The organism is Advenella sp. EE-W14, assembly GCF_012923605.1.
Lineage (GTDB): Bacteria > Pseudomonadota > Gammaproteobacteria > Burkholderiales > Burkholderiaceae_B > Advenella > Advenella alkanexedens.
This window is the reverse complement of sequence record NZ_JAAVNG010000012.1, coordinates 45,692-63,803: the sequence shown is the minus strand read 5'-3', so window position 1 is coordinate 63,803 and position 18,112 is coordinate 45,692. Positions and strand designations below refer to the sequence as shown.

Here is an 18,112-nt window from a genome sequence, read left to right as displayed (position 1 = left end):
GTTAAATATCTACCTTGTTATTCATAAGATGGCCGGATTGACGACCTTTAAGGCCAGACGGGTAATTTCTTCCCAGGCGTCGTCCATGCGGCCATTAACGGGATAGCCCTTGAAAAGGCGGTCTATGTCATGGGCGTGCTGGATCATGCCCATTAATTGCCTGAGTGAAAGCCGTTCAAGTGCCTGACGTATTAATTTATCGCGTGGCGGAAAAATATACAATTGCCTGAATAGTCCGGAGATGTTTTCACCTTGCTGACGGGCAGTTGCCAGCGTGTACAGGGTACGTATTTCCCGGGTCATGACGCCCAGTACCAGCGGCAGCGCCTCGCCTTCGGCTTTCAATCCCTGTATCATCCTGACCGTTCTTTGTCCATTGCCTTCAAGCATGGCATTGGACAGGGAAAAAACATCGTAACGGGCAACATCCAGAATGGCCTTTTCGATATCTTCCGCCTGGATTTGACCTTCGGGGTATAGCAGACCCAGCTTGAGAATTTCCTGATGAGCGGCAAACAGGTTGCCTTCTACCTTGTCGGTCATCCAGGCAAGCGTGGCGTCATCGACAGACTGATTTTGTTTTTTCAGGCGTTGTTTGATCCAGGCGGGCAATTGCTGGCGATCAATGTTGGCAATATTGACAACGGTAGCGGCTGCCAGCAACTGTTGGGCCCATTTGGTTTTGGCCGTGGTTTTGTCCAGTTTGGGCAGGCTGATAACGATAATGGTGTCGGTAATTTCACCTTTCTGGACCTGTGCTGCAAGATTGATAAGTGCCGTGGCACCGGTTTTACCGGGTTTGCCGGTGGGAATGGTGATTTCCAGGATTTTCAGATCGCCAAACAGGGAAATGCTTTGGGTGCATTCCTGAATGGCATTCCAGTTGCCATTGGCGTCAAGAATGAGGCTGGTTCGTTCGTTATACCCTTTGTCCCGGCAGGCCTGACGTATGCTGTCAACGGTTTCATTGCGTAGCAAGAGTTCATCGGAGCAGACACAATAAAGCGTATCCAGTGCGGTAGCAGACTGGATAATATGACTGGCAAACGAATCATGATTAAAGGTTTGCCCCATACTACTGCGCAGGTACAAAACCCGGCGTCGGGTTATGTTGCAGATAGGTCGTGATGACATCCGGGGATGTAATGCGACGGATCAGGCGGTCTGCGATGCTTTTTTCCATGTCTGTATACAATTGTGCCATTTCTTCCTGCTTGGCCGATGCATCATCTTCATCGTAAGGCAGCTGGCGGGTGGCCTCAATCCGTGAGGTTGGGATCAGTTCATTGCCATGACTGTCTGTCATGCTGAAGGTCAGAACCAGGTTGAGTTCGTATTCCTCGACCTTACCCTGGGCGTCCAGGGAAACCTCACGCCGTGAGCGGCTAAAATCCTCCTGAATCAGCTTTGCTTGTGCCAGGGCAGCATCGGCAGTGACGGTCGTACCGGGCGAGTTGGCCTGAATGGCACGCCAGACTCTTGAGCCAAAGGCGGAGTTTTGCGGGATATTGGTATACAGGGTGGAAAAAGGCAGTGGTGTGGGACCGCGCATTTTAAAGCCGCAGCCGGCAATGAGCAGACACAGCAGAACACCTGCTGCCAGTAACAGTTGTACACGTTTGGTATGTGGGAAGATGAAGCGTGCTTGTGTCTGCATTTTTTACTTATCCTACAATGTTGATCAGCTTGCCGGGAACAATGATGATCCTTTTGGGCGCACGGCCTTCAAGGAATTTCTCTACTGAATGATGTGCCATTGCCAGTTTTTCAATGTCTTCCTTGGGGGCTCCGTTAGGTACGTTAACCGAGCCGCGCAGTTTTCCATTGATTTGCAGCATCATTTCAATTTCATCGGCAATCAGCGCCTGTTCGTCAAGTTCCGGCCATGGTGCATCAAGCAGGTCACCGTGCTGCTGGGCATAGCCAAGCTCATTCCACAGATGCCAGGTAATATGCGGAACCACAGGGTAAAGCATGCGCAGCAGAATGCTGATTACTTCCTTGATGGCGGCATCGGCTTCGGGACCGGCTTCGAGTTTGGCGTCTTCAATCGCATTGAGCAGTTTCATGTTGGCAGAAACCACGGTGTTGTATTGAATGCGCTCGTAGTCGTAATTGGCCTGCTTGAGCAGGGAGTAAGCGATCCGGCGCAGTTCTTTCACGGCCTTGGGTGCGTTGCTCCAGTCGGGGGCAGTGGCAGGTGCACGGCTAATAATTTCTTTGTGGTTATAAGCCATGGCCCACAAACGCTTGAGGAAACGGTGAGAGCCTTCCACACCGGAGTCGGACCATTCCAGTGTTTGTTCTGGGGGGCTGGTAAACATGACAAACAGACGGGCGGTATCGGCACCCAAGGTGTCGATAAGGGCTTGCGGGTCTACCCCGTTGTTTTTGGACTTGGACATAGTGCCAATGCCGCCGTAGTCGACCGGTGAGTTGTCCTTGATCAGGCGGGCACCGATAATGCTGCCTTTTTCGTTGTAAATATTTTCAACTTCTTCTGGCCAGAAATATTCAATACCACCTTTTTCGTTTTTGCGAGAGTAGATGTGGTTAAGCACCATACCCTGGCAAAGCAGTTTCTTGAAAGGCTCGTCAAATTTGACCAGGCCCATGTCGCGCATGACTTTGGTCCAGAAGCGGGCATACAGCAAATGCAGCACGGCGTGTTCAATGCCGCCAATGTATTGGTCCATCGGCATCCAGTAGTCGTTGCGGGCATCAACCATGGCATTGTTGTTGCCGGGCGAAGTGTACCGCATGAAGTACCAGGAGGAGTCGATGAAAGTATCCATGGTGTCGGTTTCGCGACGGGCAGGCTTGCCACATTTGGGGCAGGCGCAAGACAGGAATGCTTCGTGCTTGTTAAGCGGATTGCCACTGCCATCGGGAATCAGCTCTTCGGGCAGTCTGACTGGCAGGTCTTTTTCGGGTACGGGAACCGGACCGCAGTCTGCGCAATGGATGATGGGAATGGGGGTACCCCAGTAACGTTGACGGGAAATGCCCCAGTCACGCAGGCGCCAGGTGGTTTGCTTTTCGCCCAGACCCTTGCCGGAAAGTACTTCGGCAACGGCATCGACAGCCTGTTGGTGGTTAAGGCCGTTGAACAGGCCTGAGTTGATGACAATGCCGTTTTGTTTGTCGGCATACCATTCCTGCCATTGTTCGGTTGAGTAGGGTTTGTCCTGAACCGAGATGACTTGTTTGATCGGCAACCGGTATTTCAGTGCAAAAGCGAAATCCCGCTCATCGTGGGCAGGTACGCCCATGACGGCGCCATCACCGTAGCTCATGAGGACATAATTACCAACCCAGATTTCAATCTGTTCATTGGTAATGGGGTGGGTCACGTACAGGCCGGTGGGCAACCCTTCTTTTTCACGGGTGGCCATTTCGACCTCGGTTGTGCCACCCAGCTTGCAGGTTTCGATGAAGGCCGCCAGGTCGGGGTTGTTTTGCGCGGCATGGGTAGCCAGCGGGTGCTCGGGGGCAACCGCACAGAAGGTAACGCCCATGATGGTGTCGGGGCGGGTGGTGAACACATACATGCGTCCATCCTGAATAAGCTGGCCTTCATTGTTTTTGATGTCATGGGTAAAGGCAAAACGGACCCCTTCGCTTTTGCCGATCCAGTTTTCCTGCATCAGGCGTACGCGCTCGGGCCAGCCGGGCAGATTGTGCTTGACTTCATGCAGCAGTTCTTCGGCGTAGTCGGTAATGCGCAGGTAGTAGCCGGGAATTTCACGTTTTTCAACCAGTGCACCCGAGCGCCAGCCGCGTCCATCAATGACCTGTTCATTGGCCAGCACGGTATTGTCGACCGGATCCCAGTTAACGGTTTGGGTTTTACGGTAGGCAATGCCTTTTTCAAGCATTTTCAGGAAGAACCATTGGTTCCATTTGTAGTAATCGGGGTCGCAGGCACACATTTCGCGTGACCAGTCGATGGCCAGTCCCATTGCCTGCATTTGTTTTTTCATGTAGGCAATGTTGTCGTAAGTCCATTTTGCGGGAGGGACCTTTGATTTGATGGCAGCATTTTCGGCCGGCATGCCGAAAGCGTCCCAGCCCATGGGCATGAGTACGTTGAATCCACGCATGCGCAGCTGGCGCGCCATCATATCGTTGATGGTGTAGTTACGGACATGGCCCATATGCAGCTTGCCGCTAGGGTAGGGCAGCATGGAGCAGGCATAAAACTTGGGTTTGTCGTTGCCGTTGCTGTCTTTGGCATGCTCGCTGACCAGATAGGCATTGGCATCTTGCCAGTTGCGTTGAGCGTTTTGTTCTACTTTTAGTGGGTTATATTGTTCCAACATGACTTTCTGCGGTAAAAAATGGGCCAGGGATAAATCCCGTAAAACGTATTATTATAAGTCTTTACTGATTTAAGTAGGTTGTTTTGCCACTTGGGATTGAATAGAAATAAAGGGGCCAGGACAGGGTTGCGGGCAGTGCCTTCAGTGGCGCAGGGTATTTAGGTGATCAATTCCGGCAATAGTGCCTTGAACGCTCCTGTCGTTCGGCGACTGGAGTTTGTGTTTCTGAGAATCTGTCTTACGTGATAGGTCACGGTTTCGTTCTTGATTCGAAGCAGCCTGGCAATATCGTTATTGCTCATGTCTGCCACGATACACCGGCTTATTTCCATTTGCCGTGGTGGGAGGGTTGGATGCATGGTGTTCAAATAATGACTGATGAGATTTTGTCTGATCAAATAGCGGGCGGAAAAAACCAGATGCCTTAGGGGGAACAGGTTTTGCCTGATTTCCTGCATCGAAACAGGATGGCAGGCCCTGAGCAGGGTTAGGGAGTTTTTTTTATGGCCGGAAATATTCCGGCACGGAAAATGCAGGCCGTGTAATTGTGGGAAGTCTTTAAGCAGTCTGGTCAGCTCGGGAGGATTGGAAAGCGCATGTCTGTTCCAGGAGAATGTTTGGTAATGGGCTGTTGAGTCGTTGTTGAGGCAGGCCAGTGGGTTTTTATTGAGCACAATGCCATCCTGCAGGTTTTTCAGGCTTGAATGGGGCAGATTGCTGGCGCACAGGAATTGTGATTCGGTATTATTGAAGGGAAAAGGCGTGTTCTGGATATAAATATAATATTCAAAATCGGCCTTTTGCAATGATTGTTCTAAAAACGCCTGCTGTTCTATTTGGTCAAATGGATCAAAGACGGCATCAAGGTTTTTATCGGTTGTCATTCTTGTTTCTCTTTTTGACAATATATGTTATGCATGGTTAATTTTTGTTAATATTAGCCTGCAAGCAGTGATGTGAGCCCGATAATGTCTGTTTGTTTGATTTATTTCAATAAATAAATTGAAATGATGAGCATTAGTGAATTATTTGAAAATGATTTTTCTGTTCAGGAGAATAAACAGGAGAGCAGACGTGCAATTGAGCAAAGCGCAGGTGGCCGGGATGGTGGCTGTTTTGTTGACGGGATGTGGCAGCGGTGAAATTTTATATGAGAAGACCGATGTCCATCTTATTCTTCCCTGTTATCAGAATGAAAGTGTGTGCCTGCAGAAAATGACAGACCGCTGTGTCAATACATTGTCGGGGAGGGTGATGGAGAGCGAAATAAGAGAGGAAGACGTGCCGGTCGCTTATGTCGTGTGCCGTCCCCCGCAAACGGACACCGGGGATCAGGCCGGTACCGCAAATTAAAAAACGCCCGTTCGGGCGTTTATGAATTCAGATGCTATCCTGAAGTGGAATTAGCACAGCCCAAGCTGGAATTTTTCTTCCAGATGTTGTTGGTGATGGGCCTGGAGGAGGGCGACGATGCGGTCCGGGTCGTCTTCAACCACGAACAGATCCATATCGCTGGGTGAAATATAGTGGTTGCCCAGCATTTGTTTTTTTATCCATTGCAGCAGACCATCCCAGAATTCGGTGCCCACCAAAATAATGGGGGCTTTATGGGCTTTTCCGGTCTGGATCAGGGTAAGCGCTTCGAAGAGCTCATCAAGGGTGCCAAACCCGCCCGGTAAAATGATATAGCCAGAGCTGTTCATGAAAAATGTGGTTTTTCTTGAAACGAAATATTTGAAATAAATGCTTTGTGACTGAAACGGATTGTCTTTCTGTTCGTGCGGGAGCTTGATGTTGAGCCCAATGCTGGTGCCACCCGCTTCAAAACAGCCCTTGTTGGCGGCCTCCATAATGCCGGGACCTCCGCCTGAAATAATATGGAATCCGGTCTGTGCCAGTTTTTGGCTGATCTCAATCGTTTTACGATAGTAAGGAGAATCTGTTTTTGTGCGGGCACTTCCGAATATACTTACAGCTGCTGAAATATCTTTTAAATGATCGGCGGCATCTTGCAATTCAGCGGAAATTTCCCTGATTTGTCCCTGGATGGTCGCTGCTTTTGTTACTGACATGAAAAAAACCTTATTACTTGTTGATGGATCTAGCTATTTGTACCGGGCTTTCCATGCAATGCCTGATTTAAGAAATGCATTGGGTGAGCCAACCGGTGCCATTTATGGTGTCATCAATATGATGCGCAAAATCAACCAGGATTACCAGGCTGATTATGTTGCCTGCATTTTTGATGCAAAAGGCAAAACATTTCGTGATGATTTGTATCCTGAGTACAAAGGGCATCGTCCTCCCATGCCTGATGACCTTGCTTTGCAAATAGCGCCCATTCACAAGGCCATCAGCGCCATGGGGTGGCCTGTCATTGCAAAGCCCGGGGTCGAGGCGGATGACATTATTGCCACTTTAGCAGAAATTGCGACACAAAATGATGTCAAGACCATTATTTCAACAGGGGATAAGGATATCGCCCAGCTGGTTAATGGGCATGTCAGTATTGTTAATACAATGACCAATGAAACGCTGGATGTGGAAGGGGTGAAAAGCAAATTTGGCGTGTTACCCGAGCAAATTATCGATTATTTGATGCTGATTGGCGATTCGGTGGATAATGTACCCGGGGTGCCAAAAGTGGGACCGAAAACGGCGGTCAAGTGGCTCAGTGAATACGGCTCTCTTGATAAGCTGGTTGAAAATGCCGATAAGATAAAAGGGGTTGTTGGCAATAACCTGCGTGAAGCCATTCCCAATTTTGCACTTACCCGTCGGCTGATCACCATCAAGCGTGATTGTGAAATTGATGATTTTTTTACCGATATGTCTGATTTGGCGCGCAAGCCACAGGATTCGGAAACACTCAGGGAAATTTACGATCATTTTGGATTCCGTACCTGGTTACGTGAGTTGACCGGTGATGACCAGGCCGTGCCGCAACAGGATGCCAGGGTTGCCCATGATATTCCCGAGGCACCGGAAACCGTCGATTACGTGACGGTGGATACGCCCGAATTGCTGGAAGATTGTCTGGCACAGATCCAGGCCGCTTCGTTGGTGGCACTGGATACCGAAACCACTTCGCTGGACCCGATGGTGGCATCGCTGGTGGGGACTTCCATGTCCATTCATCCAGGGCAGGGGTGGTATATTCCGCTGGCCCATAAAGGGAATATGTTGGCCCAGCAACTGGATAAAGCCATGGTGCTTGAAAAACTGCGGCCATGGCTGGAAGAGGACAATGCGGCCAAGGTGCTGCAAAACGCCAAATATGACACGCATGTATTTGCCAATGAAGGTATTGCGTTAAAAGGGATACAGGACGACACCATGTTGATGGCATATGTGCTCGAATCCCATCGCAGTGTTGGCATGCAAGACCTGGCGCAGCGTTATCTGGGGCGCAAAGGGGTGGATTACACGGATTTATGTGGCAAGGGTGCCCGTCAGATCGGTTTTGATGAGGTTGAAATTGAAAAAGCCTCTTTTTACGCCTGCGAAGATACCGATTTCACCTTGCAGTTGGCTGGTCTGATGCGTCCTTTGGTGGTGGCTGAAGAAGGACTTGACCGGATTTACCGGCTTGAGATGTGGGTTTCTGAAGTGTTGGCCAAAATCGAGCGTAATGGTGTCAAGATTGATGAAAAAGCCTTGCAGCAGCAAAGCCATGAAATTGGTTTGAAGCTGTTGGAGTTGGAAAATAAAGCATACGAATTGGCGGGTCAGCCGTTTAATCTGAACTCGCCCAAGCAGCTGGCCGAAATTTTATTTGAACGCATGCAATTGCCGGTTATCCGCAAAACGCCCAAGGGGGCACCCTCAACCGACGAAGAAGTGTTAACCAAGCTGGCCCAGGATTACCCGTTGCCGGCCACTTTGCTGGAGTACCGTGGGCTGGCCAAGCTTAAATCCACCTATACCGACAAATTACCCAAAATGATCAACCCCAAAACCGGCCGGGTGCATACCAATTATGCGCAGGCCGCGGTCATTACAGGTCGTCTGGCTTCTTCCGATCCCAACTTGCAGAATATTCCGGTGCGTACCGAGGAAGGGCGCCGGGTCAGAACCGCTTTTGTGCCCGAAAAAGGGGGCGTCATTATGTCGGCTGACTACTCACAAATTGAGTTGCGAGTGATGGCGCATGTGTCGGATGATGCCAACCTGCAATTGGCGTTCGCCCAAGGCAAGGATATTCACCGGGCAACTGCATCCGAAGTGTTTGGTACGCCACTGGACGAAGTAACCGCTGAGCAGCGTCGTGCTGCCAAGGCCATTAACTTTGGTCTGATTTACGGTATGGGGGCATTTGGATTGGCCAGCAACCTGGGTATTACTCGTGATGCGGCGCAATCTTACATTGACCGTTATTTTGAACGCTATCCCGGTGTGGCTACTTACATGGACCTTACCCGGGCCAAGGCCAATGAGCAGGGGTATGTGGAAACCGTTTTCGGGCGGCGTCTGTGGTTGCCTGAAATCAAGGGGGCCAAAGGGCCACGTAAAGCAGCGGCAGAAAGGGCGGCCATTAACGCGCCCATGCAGGGCACGGCGGCTGACCTGATTAAAATGGCCATGGTGGCCGTGCAGGAATGGATAGAAAAGGAAAACCTGAAAACCATGATCATCATGCAGGTGCATGATGAATTGGTGCTGGAAGTGCCGCAAGATGAAGTGGATTTGGTCAAGTCCAGGTTGCCTGAACTTATGTGTGGCGTGGCGGAGCTGAAGGTGCCGTTGGTGGCTGAAGTGGGGATGGGTCCCAATTGGGAGCAGGCCCATTAAATAGGCCGTAGACAGGCTCAAAGCCGATATGCTTTGTCTGTACCATGATAAAACAGCGCTCCGGTTTATAAGCCGGAGCGCTGTTTTTTTGCGTTGGTTGAGTTGCCAACGCTTTGGGTACGATTGCGCCCAAAGCGTGATAGAGCGGGTAATTATTTATTTGACAACCCGGGCACGCAATGCATTGATGCGGTGCTCGATAGGCGGGTGGGTGGAGAACAGGGCAGCCACATTGACTTTGCCACTAATGCCCGAAGCGTTCAATTGCTGGGGCAGTTCACCGGGGGTGAGGCCGCCCAGACGGGCAAGGGCATGAATCATCGGGTCGGCTGAGCCCAGGAGCTGGGCCGCGCCGGCATCGGCACGGTATTCACGCTGACGGGAGAACCAGGCAACAATGATGGAAGCCAGGATGCCAAAGACAATCTCACAGACGATGACGGAAATGTAGTAACCAATTCCGACATCACGTTCATTTTTCAGGATGACCCGGTCAACGACATAACCCACAATGCGTGACAGGAAAACGACAAAGGTATTGACGACACCCTGAATAAGCGTAAGCGTTACCATGTCACCATTGGCCACGTGGGCGACTTCGTGGCCCAGAACTGCGGCGACCTCTTCCTCGGTCATGCTGTTGAGCAGGCCGGTGGAAACGGCTACCAGCGCATCATTTTTGAAGGCACCGGTGGCAAAGGCATTCGGATCTCCTTCATAAATGGCCACTTCAGGATGGCCAATGCCCGCACGGTCGGCCAGTTGATGAACGGTATCAACCAGCCAGGCTTCCGTGCTGTTGGCGGGAGCGGCAGGGTTAATGACGCGGGCACCCGTGCTCCATTTTGCCATGGGTTTGCTAATTAGCAGGGAGATGATGGAGCCGGTAAAGCCGACAACGGCAGAGAAGGCCAGCAATTGCGTCATGTCCAGGCCTTCAGCCGTGATGAAGCGGTTGATGCCCAGGATATTTAGCGTGACACCCAGCACAACCATAACGGCCAGGTTGGTCATAAGAAATAGAAAAATGCGTTTCATAAGGGTTTAAGTCTTTTAATCTAACTGTTTTCGGAAATGAGCTGCATCATAATATAGTTTAAATAAAATGATTAATACAGCGATATTGATTTGTTTAATAATTATATAAGGTGATTTCCCGTCATTTAAAGGGACCTTGGGTATAGAATGATGATTTTCTTATTTCAGAATGTTCCTTTCAGGGTCAGATAGGCTATGCAATCGTTGTGGATGCTGCTGGCGGCATTAATGTTCGCCATTATGGGTACTTGTATCAAGCTGTCTTATGAGATGGGCTCAAGCCTGCCTCTTGTTGTGATAGCCCGCGGGTTGCCTTCCATTGTAGCGATTGTGTTGTGGGCGCTGTTAAGCCACCAGTCCCTGAAGCCGAAAAGTGTTAAATTGCATGTTTTACGTAATCTGTTTGGCGTAACGTCCCTGTGGATGGGGTTTTATGGTTATTCCGTCCTGCCGTTATCAACCAGTGCCAGTCTTAACTATACCTCTCCGCTGTTTATTGCCGGTTATGTGTTTTTCAGCAACAAGGGCCCGAAAGATTCGCTGCGTCTGCTGTCGGTCATTTTGGGTTTTCTGGGGGTGTTGCTGGTGTTGCGCCCCAGCATCACTGAAGACCAGTGGTTTGCTGCTTCACTGGGCCTGATGTCTGGGGCATTTGGGGGTATAGCCATGTTGCAGATCAAAGCGTTGGGGGCAATTGGAGAGCCGATCTGGAGAACCGTTTTCTACTTTTCACTGATTGTGGTGTTAACCGGTTTTCTTGGCTTGAAGGCGCATGGTTATGGGGAACCCAATCTCACCACCTGGCTGGCACTTTTCGGGGTGGGCGTTAGCGGACTGATCGGACAGCTTGCACTTACCCGTGCCTTTGGTCAGGGTTCTCCGATTCTGACTGCGGCTTTGCAATACAGTACCATTATATTTGCAGCTATACTGGGTATCGTTTTCTGGGGAGATATCCCCGATTTGCTGGCCTGGATAGGCATGGGGCTGATTATTTTGGCCGGACTGCTGTCTGCCTGGAGAACCATGCAACTGGCAGAGGCAGCCCGATCCCGGAAAAAAATGGCTGAGACCTGAATTTGATGATTTTTTGAACTATCTGGAGCAAGAAAGTGGAACCCTTAATTTCAGCACTCGAGTTGCAAGATTTATTAAATGATGATGATAGCCTGATTCTCCTGGATGCCAGGCATGATCTGGCCAACCATCAGTTGGGCAGGGAGCAATATCTCGAGGGACATATTCCGGGCGCCATTTTCCTTGATCATGAAATTGACCTGTGCGGGCTCAAAACAGGAAAAAATGGGCGGCATCCCTTGCCTGAACGTGAGGAGTTTATCCGGTTACTAGGTAACCTGGGTATTGATCCTCAGGCCAATATTGTGGTCTATGACGCCAGGGACAGCATGTTTGCCGCTCATTTATGGTGGATGTTGCGCTGGGCGGGTTGCACCAAGGTCAGGGTGCTTAACGGTGGCTGGAGTGCCTGGGGCCAGATTAGCGGTGATATTGAGCGTGAAAAACCGGCACCGCGTGCGCCTGTTGTGTGGGAGTCTGGGGCCACTGGCATGCCGGTGGTGGATGCCAATGCGGTACTGGCCAATATCAATCAGCCTGTTTTTACGGTTATCGATGCGCGTGCTGAAAACCGTTTCCGTGGTGAAAATGAAACCATTGATCCAGTTGCCGGGCATATTCCCGGAGCGATAAATTGGCCATTTTCCCGTAATCTGGATAGTGATGGTTTCTTTCTTCCCGTTGACGAGCTTAAGTCCGGTTTTGCACAATTGCTTGGCAACAACAAGCCGGAGCAGATTGTTCACCAGTGTGGTTCCGGAATCAGTGCCTGCCATAACCTGCTGGCCATGGAAGTGGCGGGTTTAACGGGATCTGCGCTTTACCCCGGGTCCTGGAGCGAATGGTGCAGTGACAGTTCCAGGCCTGTTGCGGTTGGCTAGGCATTAAATACGCGCAATTACATGCACCGATAAAAAAACCCTTGAAAGCGGTTTCCTTTCAAGGGGGGGGTATTTTTTAAGTTTAAAATGATTTTTTTTCTGTGACCGGCTAATTAATGATTCATGATGCGGTTGTACCACTCATGAAAATGTTGCATGCCATCTTCCAGTGGAGACTGGTATGGGCCTGTTTCGCTGGTGTTGCGTTTGAGCAGGGCCAGGCGACCGGCATCCATGCGCTCGGCAATCTCATCATCTTCAATCGCGGTTTCCATATAGGCGGCCCGCTGGGCTTCGATAAAATCGCGCTCAAACATGACGATTTCTTCGGGATAATAAAACTCGACGATGTTGACGGTTTTTTGTGGGTTGACAGGATACAGCGTGGATAAAACCAGCACATGGGGGTAAAGCTCTATCATGTGGGTGGGATAGTAAGTGACCCAGATGGCGCCAAAGTCGGGTTGCTCGCCCTGGCGGAACTTAAGCAACTCATTGTGCCATTTTTTATAGACCTCGGATCCGGGATTGGCCAGCGCCTGATGGGTGCCTACATGTTGCGCACTGAACCAGTCTGCGAACTCCCACTGAAGATCGTCACAGGTGACGAATTTGCCCAATCCAGGATGAAAGGGCGCAACATGGTAGTCTTCGAGGTAGACTTCAATGAAGGTTTTCCAGTTATAGTTGCACTCATGTACTTCGACATGATCCAGAACGTAATCGGAAAAATCGAACTCGGGCTTGGAAAAAAGCCGGGCAAGATCCGTCGCAGGGTCGCGCGGGCCTTCAAAAAGCAGGCCATGACAGTTTGACAGCGGGAATCTTTGCAGGTTTTTGCAAGGTTTTTCGCCAAATTGCGGAGCGCCCAGCAAGGTTCCCTGGTTGTCATAAGTCCAGCGGTGCAGGGGGCAGACAATATTGCCACCATTTTCTTGCAGATTGCCATGATTCTTGACGGCACCGGTTACATTGCCGGCTTCCCCGCCCAGCATGATGGCCTGGCGGTGGCGGCAAACGTTGGATAACAATTCGGGGCCGTTTTTGTTGCGAACCAGAATTCGTCCGGCCTGTTCCTGAACCAGGGTTCTCCAGTCTCCGATGTTGGGTACCATTTTCTCGTTCCCCACATAACAGGCGGACTGTCTGAAAATTTGTTCCTGTTCCCTGGCAAAGACGTTTTCGTCAAAATAAACATGTACCGGTAATTGGGTTTGCGCCGGTTCAACATGTTTCATGGATGCAATTACTGACATTTTGTGGATCCCCCGCTTATATATAATAAAGCCGCCTCACCAAGGGTCATGAGCCGGCAAATTGTTGAAATAGAAAGTAGCGCTAAATTGTACAGAAAATTCAATGCCTTAATAATAAAAAAAGTAAGGGAGGTTATTATTTTTTTGGGCTCGTAAAAAAGGCGCAGATTGAAAAATACGTAAAACTCTTAAAATATGGCCCTTGGCAGGCCATGATTTCGTACAATACCAGATTATTTGAATTTTTCTGGAGTGCCCCTTGTCAGAATCAACCGAAAAACTGGATGTCATTGATTTGCCTAAGGATTTTGAGTCTGCCCTGAAAGAGCTTGAAGAGATTGTACAGTCAATGGAAAGCGATGTGCTTTCCCTGGAAGCCTCTTTGAAAGCCTATGAAAGGGGGGTGGCGCTGGCGCGGGTTTGTCAGGAGCGCCTGGATGCCGCGGAACAACAGGTGCAGGTGCTTCAGAACAATTTGTTGCGCCCGGCACAAATCGAGGTTGAATAGACAATGAGTACAGGTTCAATGTGTTTTCAGGACTGGCTGCTTGCTTGTGTCAACAATGTGGAAACGGCACTCGAGAAGGCGCTTCCCGGTGCTAACGAGGTACCGCTCGAGTTGCATGAAGCCATGCGCTATGCCACCTTGGGGGGGGGCAAAAGAATTCGTGCCACGCTGGTCTATGCGGCAGGAAGGGCTGCCTTGCAACAGGGCGTTGCGATAGATTCATATAGCCATGCGCTTGACAAGGCTGCCGCGGCCGTTGAACTGATTCATGCTTACTCCCTGGTTCATGATGATTTACCCTGCATGGATAATGATGTCCTGCGCAGGGGGCAACCTACGGTGCATGTGCGGTTTGGTGAGGCTACTGCGATGTTGGCGGGTGATGCCCTGCAACCGCTGGCTTTTGCCGAGCTTGCGCAAATGCCGGTAGCGCCTGCCCTGGTGGTACAGGCTGTGCAGGTGCTTGGGCGGGTAGCTGGCAGCCTGGGAATGGTGGGGGGGCAGGCCATTGATTTGGCCAGTGTTAATCAGACACTGACCCTTGATCAGCTGCAATTCATGCATCGCCTGAAAACCGGGGCGCTTATCGAAGGCAGTGTTTTGCTGGGGGCTATTGTTACCGGTGCCACCTCTGAAACCAGGCGTGCGCTGGAAACATACGGCTCTGCCATTGGGTTGGCCTTCCAGATTGTCGATGATATTCTTGATGTCACGGTTGACACAGAAGGCTTGGGTAAAACAGCTGGCAAGGATGCCGAAGAAAACAAACCCACCTATGTCTCGATTATGGGTCTTGAAGAGTCTCGGGATTTTGCCCGGAAATTGTATGAAGTGGCTATCGAAGCCATTAAACCATTAGGTGATTCTGCCGTTCGACTCAAAGAGTTGGCCGATTTCATTATTCACCGCAGTTATTGATGTGAAGCGTATTAATGTCAAATTTTCTAGAAAAGCTCAACACGCCCGATGATGTCAGAAAACTAAGCCGTTCAGAGCTCGAGCAGGCGGCCAGCGAGCTTCGGTCTTTTATTATTCACTCGGTATCCAGAACGGGAGGTCATCTGTCGTCCAATCTTGGAACGGTAGAGCTTACGCTTGCGCTTCACTATGTGTTTAATACACCGCATGACCGGATCATCTGGGATGTCGGGCACCAGTCCTACCCGCATAAAATTCTTACCGGGCGACGTGAGGGGATGGCACATTTACGCCAGGAAGGTGGTATTTCGGGCTTTCCCAAACGTAGCGAATCAGAATACGATGCTTTTGGTACCGCCCATTCTTCCACGTCCATTTCGGCCGCCTTGGGAATGGCCGTGGCTTCACGTAATCTGCAAATAGAGCGTCAGCACATTGCCGTCATTGGCGATGGTTCCATGACGGCGGGCATGGCCTACGAGGCGTTGAATAATGCCGGTGTCACCCCTGGCATTAATCTGCTGGTTATTCTTAACGACAATGATATGTCCATATCCCCTCCGGTGGGGGCGCTTAACAAGTATCTGGCCAGGTTGCTGTCGGGGACGCTTTATCAGGAAGCCCGCAGTGTAGGCAAGGCGGTATTGGGGCAGTTTCCTTCTCCGGTCATGGAAATGGCCCGTAAAATGAAAGGGCATGCCAAAGGTATATTGGGGGCGGCTACCTGGTTTGAGGAGTTCGGCTTTAATTATGTGGGTCCCATAGATGGCCATGACCTGGATGCGCTGGTGCCCACCTTGCAAAATCTGCGCCAAATGGGTGGTTTGCAATTCCTGCATGTGGTTACCAAAAAAGGGCAGGGTTATAAAATGGCCGAGGCCGACCCTATCCTGTATCATGGACCCGGCAAATTTGACCCCGAAGTAGGTATCCAGAAACCTGCCAAGCCGGGCAAACAAACCTTTACCCAGGTTTTTGGGCATTGGTTGTGCGATATGGCCTCGCAAGACGAAAAGCTGGTTGGTATCACGCCAGCCATGCGGGAAGGCAGCGGGATGGTCGAGTTTGAAAAACGCTTTCCGAACCGTTATTTCGATGTGGGCATTGCCGAACAGCATTCGGTCACTTTTGCGGCCGGTATCGCCTGTGAAGGCCTTAAACCTGTCCTGGCTATTTATTCAACCTTCCTGCAAAGGGGGTATGATCAACTGATTCACGATGTTGCCCTGCAAAATCTGGATGTAACTTTTGCCCTGGACCGGGCGGGGCTGGTGGGGGCCGATGGCGCCACCCATGCCGGCAACTATGATATTGCTTTTTTGCGTTGCATTCCCAATATGGTGGTGGCCGTTCCTTCTGATGAAAATGAGGCGCGGTTGTTGCTGAATACCTGTTACCACTATCAAGGGCCGGCCTCAGTGCGTTATCCCAGGGGTGCAGGTGCGGGAGCAAATGTCAGTGACACGCTTGATCCTGTCGAACTGGGCAAGGGTGTGGTGCGTCGTGAGGGTTCGCGTCTGGCGATTCTGGCTTTTGGGCCTTTGCTGCATGCAGCCTTGCCGGTTGCCGAGAAATTGAATGCAACGCTGGTTGATATGCGTTTTGTAAAACCGATTGATGCAGAACTGGTCAAACAGTTGGCAGCGTCACATGAAGTGTTTGTGACACTGGAAGAAGGTAGTGTAATGGGGGGTGCTGGTAGCGCCGTTGCTGAGCTTATGAGCGCGTTTGGGCTCAGTAAACCCATTTTGCAGCTTGGCTTGCCTGATCGTTTTATCGATCACGGTGATCAGGCTGCGCTTTTGAAGGGTGTGGGCCTTGATTCTGATGGAATCGAGGCATCAATCCACGCACGTTTTAAATCCGTTTTGAATATTACTTAGGTTTTTAATATATGAATTCCATGATTGGCTCGGACGAGTTGATGCCCGACGTGCAAAGTTCCCAGGACTTGCGTCATATACCAATTGAACGCGTAGGAATCAGACGTGTAAAACATCCCATGCTGGTGCAGGCTGCTGATGGTTCAGTGCAGCCCACCATTGCTGAATGGACACTTACCGTATTTTTACCCGAAGACGAAAAAGGGACACATATGTCCCGCTTCGTGGCGCTGCTTGAGCGCTATCGCTCACAAGCCATGACTATTGAGCTTTTCAAGGACATGGCTCGCGAGATGCTGCCTTTGTTGCATGCTGAAAAAGGTGATCTGACCGTTTCTTTCCCGTATTTTATTAACAAGAGTGCACCGGTTTCAGGCGTTGAAAGCCTGATGGATTACCAGGTTACCTGGTTTGCGGTTGCCCGTGGCAATGAGGTCGAGTTCGAATTTAATGTGGTTGTGCCGGTCATGAGTCTGTGTCCGTGCTCTAAAGCCATTTCCGCTTATGGTGCCCACAACCAGCGCTCACACATTACCGTTCAGCTGGTTGCAGATAGTGCGTATACGATGGAATCGGTCATTAAAACCGTTGAAAAACAGGCTTCCTGCGAATTGTGGGGCTTGTTGAAACGCCCGGATGAAAAGTATGTCACTGAACACTCTTACGATAATCCCAAGTTCGTTGAAGACCTGATTCGTGACGTGGCAGCCAATATCCGGAAAATTCCCCAGCTCAGGCGCTATAAAATCGAAGCTGAAAACTTTGAATCCATTCATAATCATTCGGCTTACGCAGTAATCGAAGGATGATGATCGCACTTTGTCGCGGGTTTGCGACAAAGTGTGGGTGGCCTTTTCAGGTATTTAAAAACAGAACGAAATCTGAATAATTTTTTGTTTGTTTTTAAGAATTATGTTATATTTAACGGTTTCTTGCTCGACTTATGCTTTGTGGCGGGTTTAATTTGGTGTTTTTGAATTGAATCGGGTGGCAAAAGCATGGGCGGGCTGTCAGTTGCCATTTATGTTAATGGCAAGATATCCTTAAGGAGTTATTATGCGTCACTACGAAGTAGTGTTTATCGTGCACCCGGACCAAAGTGAACAGGTCCCTGCAATGATCGAACGTTATCAAGCTTTGGTAACAGGCAACAATGGTGTTGTCCACCGTCTTGAAGACTGGGGTCGTCGTCAGTTGGCATACCCAATTCAAAAACTGGTTAAAGCCCATTACGTGTGTATGAACATCGAGTGCAACCAGGAAACGCTTGACGAGCTGGAACACTCTTTCCGCTACAACGATGCTGTTTTACGCAACCTGGTTATCAAAACCAGTAAAGCGCACACAGATGCATCTATCATGATGAAATCTGTCGAGCGTGAAGAAGCGCGTAAAGCAACTGCCGAGTCATCTGCAGAGCAGGATAGCGAAGAGTAAT

16 protein-coding genes are annotated in these 18,112 nt (G+C 50.2%); 9 read left to right on the top strand and 7 right to left on the bottom strand.

What is annotated here, in order from left to right; genetic code table 11:
- Positions 1-21: 21 nt before the first annotated feature.
- From holA to HCX92_RS11250, 4 genes are all read right to left on the bottom strand, one after another.
- Positions 22-1,074 carry a DNA polymerase III subunit delta gene (gene holA, locus HCX92_RS11265; RefSeq protein ID WP_169295071.1) on the bottom strand — a complete coding sequence of 351 codons (1,053 nt, stop codon included), beginning with the start codon at positions 1,072-1,074 and terminating at the stop codon, positions 22-24.
- A gap of 1 nt (position 1,075) precedes the next feature.
- A complete protein-coding gene (gene lptE, locus HCX92_RS11260) occupies positions 1,076-1,657 on the bottom strand; it encodes an LPS assembly lipoprotein LptE (protein ID WP_169295070.1) in 582 nt (193 codons plus the stop codon).
- Between the two features lie 7 nt (positions 1,658-1,664).
- Entirely contained in the window at positions 1,665-4,322 is a 2,658-nt protein-coding gene (leuS, locus tag HCX92_RS11255; RefSeq protein WP_169295069.1) for a leucine--tRNA ligase, read from the bottom strand.
- Positions 4,323-4,480: 158 nt separating this feature from the next.
- Positions 4,481-5,206: a helix-turn-helix transcriptional regulator gene (locus HCX92_RS11250; RefSeq protein WP_169295068.1), complete on the bottom strand. Its 726-nt coding sequence runs from the start codon at positions 5,204-5,206 to the stop codon at positions 4,481-4,483.
- A 190-nt stretch (positions 5,207-5,396) separates the two neighbouring features.
- Between HCX92_RS11250 and HCX92_RS11245 the strand changes: the two genes are divergently transcribed.
- The gene (locus HCX92_RS11245) at positions 5,397-5,675 is read left to right on the top strand and encodes a hypothetical protein (protein WP_169295067.1); all 279 of its coding nucleotides are present in this window, start codon (positions 5,397-5,399) and stop codon (positions 5,673-5,675) included.
- Positions 5,676-5,725: 50 nt separating this feature from the next.
- On the opposite strand, the gene HCX92_RS11240 is transcribed toward HCX92_RS11245, so the two are convergent.
- The gene (locus HCX92_RS11240; RefSeq protein ID WP_169295066.1) at positions 5,726-6,394 is read right to left on the bottom strand and encodes a TIGR00730 family Rossman fold protein; all 669 of its coding nucleotides are present in this window, start codon (positions 6,392-6,394) and stop codon (positions 5,726-5,728) included.
- Here HCX92_RS11240 and polA point away from each other — a divergent pair.
- A complete protein-coding gene (polA, locus tag HCX92_RS11235; protein WP_169295065.1) occupies positions 6,393-9,113 on the top strand; it encodes a DNA polymerase I in 2,721 nt (906 codons plus the stop codon). The genes HCX92_RS11240 and polA overlap by 2 nt on opposite strands.
- A 156-nt stretch (positions 9,114-9,269) precedes the next feature.
- On the opposite strand, the gene htpX is transcribed toward polA, so the two are convergent.
- Positions 9,270-10,151: a protease HtpX gene (gene htpX / locus HCX92_RS11230; RefSeq protein ID WP_169295064.1), complete on the bottom strand. Its 882-nt coding sequence runs from the start codon at positions 10,149-10,151 to the stop codon at positions 9,270-9,272.
- A gap of 195 nt (positions 10,152-10,346) precedes the next feature.
- Here htpX and HCX92_RS11225 point away from each other — a divergent pair, with 195 nt between their 5' ends.
- Together HCX92_RS11225 and HCX92_RS11220 are read left to right on the top strand one after the other, a co-directional pair.
- A complete protein-coding gene (locus HCX92_RS11225; RefSeq protein WP_169295063.1) occupies positions 10,347-11,228 on the top strand; it encodes a DMT family transporter in 882 nt (293 codons plus the stop codon).
- Positions 11,229-11,263: 35 nt separating this feature from the next.
- Complete coding sequence (locus tag HCX92_RS11220; protein WP_169295062.1) at positions 11,264-12,109, top strand: sulfurtransferase; 846 nt, start codon at positions 11,264-11,266, stop codon at positions 12,107-12,109.
- Between the two features lie 113 nt (positions 12,110-12,222).
- Here the strand turns inward: HCX92_RS11220 and HCX92_RS11215 are convergent, their stop codons facing one another.
- Complete coding sequence (locus tag HCX92_RS11215; RefSeq protein ID WP_169295061.1) at positions 12,223-13,365, bottom strand: aromatic ring-hydroxylating dioxygenase subunit alpha; 1,143 nt, start codon at positions 13,363-13,365, stop codon at positions 12,223-12,225.
- A gap of 259 nt (positions 13,366-13,624) precedes the next feature.
- Here HCX92_RS11215 and HCX92_RS11210 point away from each other — a divergent pair, with 259 nt between their 5' ends.
- The 5 genes from HCX92_RS11210 to rpsF all read left to right on the top strand — a co-directional run bounded on the left by HCX92_RS11210 (position 13,625) and on the right by rpsF (position 18,111).
- Positions 13,625-13,873 (top strand): exodeoxyribonuclease VII small subunit, encoded by a 249-nt coding sequence (locus HCX92_RS11210; protein WP_169295060.1) that lies wholly within the window; start codon positions 13,625-13,627, stop codon positions 13,871-13,873.
- A gap of 3 nt (positions 13,874-13,876) precedes the next feature.
- Entirely contained in the window at positions 13,877-14,791 is a 915-nt protein-coding gene (locus HCX92_RS11205; RefSeq protein ID WP_169295059.1) for a polyprenyl synthetase family protein, read from the top strand.
- Positions 14,792-14,805: 14 nt separating this feature from the next.
- Complete coding sequence (gene dxs, locus HCX92_RS11200; RefSeq protein WP_169295058.1) at positions 14,806-16,674, top strand: 1-deoxy-D-xylulose-5-phosphate synthase; 1,869 nt, start codon at positions 14,806-14,808, stop codon at positions 16,672-16,674.
- An 11-nt stretch (positions 16,675-16,685) separates the two neighbouring features.
- Entirely contained in the window at positions 16,686-17,483 is a 798-nt protein-coding gene (gene folE2, locus HCX92_RS11195; protein WP_169295057.1) for a GTP cyclohydrolase FolE2, read from the top strand.
- Positions 17,484-17,730: 247 nt separating this feature from the next.
- The gene (gene rpsF / locus HCX92_RS11190) at positions 17,731-18,111 is read left to right on the top strand and encodes a 30S ribosomal protein S6 (protein ID WP_169295056.1); all 381 of its coding nucleotides are present in this window, start codon (positions 17,731-17,733) and stop codon (positions 18,109-18,111) included.
- The last annotated feature ends 1 nt before the right edge of the window (position 18,112 follow it).